Source organism: Poinsettia branch-inducing phytoplasma str. JR1, assembly GCF_000309465.1.
Classification (GTDB): domain Bacteria; phylum Bacillota_I; class Bacilli_A; order Acholeplasmatales; family Acholeplasmataceae; genus Phytoplasma; species Phytoplasma pruni.
In genome coordinates this window covers 1-1,211 of sequence record NZ_AKIK01000113.1, presented here as the reverse complement: position 1 = coordinate 1,211, position 1,211 = coordinate 1, and the positions used below count along the sequence as shown (strand labels likewise).

Genomic DNA, 1,211 nt, shown 5'->3' with positions numbered 1-1,211 from the left:
AAGACGGCATACGATATCGGTCTCGGCATTCCTGCTGAACCGCTCTTCCGATCTGAAATATTCTTTAGAAGCTTCTTCTAAATCTGAAATTAAAATTTGCTTGTGTGAATGATTGCCAGCAATTAAAAACGCTTGAGACAAAAAATTTTCTATTTTTCTATTTGTTTGAATATCAAAAAAATGTTTTTTAACTTTGTCTAAATAACTTATATCTAAATCTTCTTCAATTCGGTCTGTTTCGTATTGTACTTTATATGATTCTTCAATTTTTTTTCTATTTGATTGATCAGTTAAGACATCATCAGAAGTCATCAAAGAACCTTTCATTTCTTTTTCAGTTTTACTAATAGCTGGAATTTCGAATTTAAATTTTTTACCGTCAGCTGATTTGTACTCTTTGCCTATCATTTTAGCATATTTTATAGGATTTTCAATTGCTTCTTTAAATCTTGGAATAATTTTGTCTTTTAAATGATTTTTTGCATTTTGAGCGAATTTATATTTATCTGATAATTTAATAAAATATTGTTCTCTTTCTACATCATTTAAATAACCTAAATAAATAGGATCTAAACGATTTTGAATAGCACTGTCAATTTTATCTAAATGATTAGTCGCAGCAATAAAAAAAATAGGATTTTCAGGATCAGTATTTACACCATCTAATTCCATTAAAAATGTATCAGTTTTTTTCGCGTCTCCTGTTTCTAAATTTTGTGATGTTCTAGATTTGATTAACTCTTCGGCTTCATCTGCAAAAACAATAGAAGGGCTGTTTCTTCGAGCTTTTTTAAAAATTTCTTCTATTTCTTTAAGACTATGAGCAGAAGTAATATTATAGAAATTCATTTTAGATTCTTTAGCAAAACATTTAGCGGTAAAAGTTTTCCCTGTTCCTGGTGGACCATATAAAATAATTCCTTTAGGGTAAGGTATTTTTTCATTACTATTCTCTTGTAACTTTTTAAAATTTTTTAATTTGTCTGGCTTAAATATATTAATATAACTATTTAATTTTTTTTTTAATTCTTCTTGTCCGAATATTTTTTCGAAACCCTTAAAGCGAACATAATTGTTTTCTGGAGGGGTTAACATTTCTAATATACTCATAGAACTATTATTACTAATAGCATTTGAATTTCTATCATTAATAGCCTTAATATTCTTATTTTTAATAATGAACAAAATAATTCCTAATAAAAATAAAAAAA

At 26.4% G+C, this 1,211-nt stretch carries 1 protein-coding gene; it reads right to left on the bottom strand.

Annotated elements, in window-relative coordinates:
- On the bottom strand, positions 1-1,185 hold a 1,185-nt coding region (locus ON17_RS02515; protein WP_152411666.1), incomplete at its 3' end, for an ATP-binding protein.
- Between the last annotated feature and the right edge of the window lie 26 nt (positions 1,186-1,211).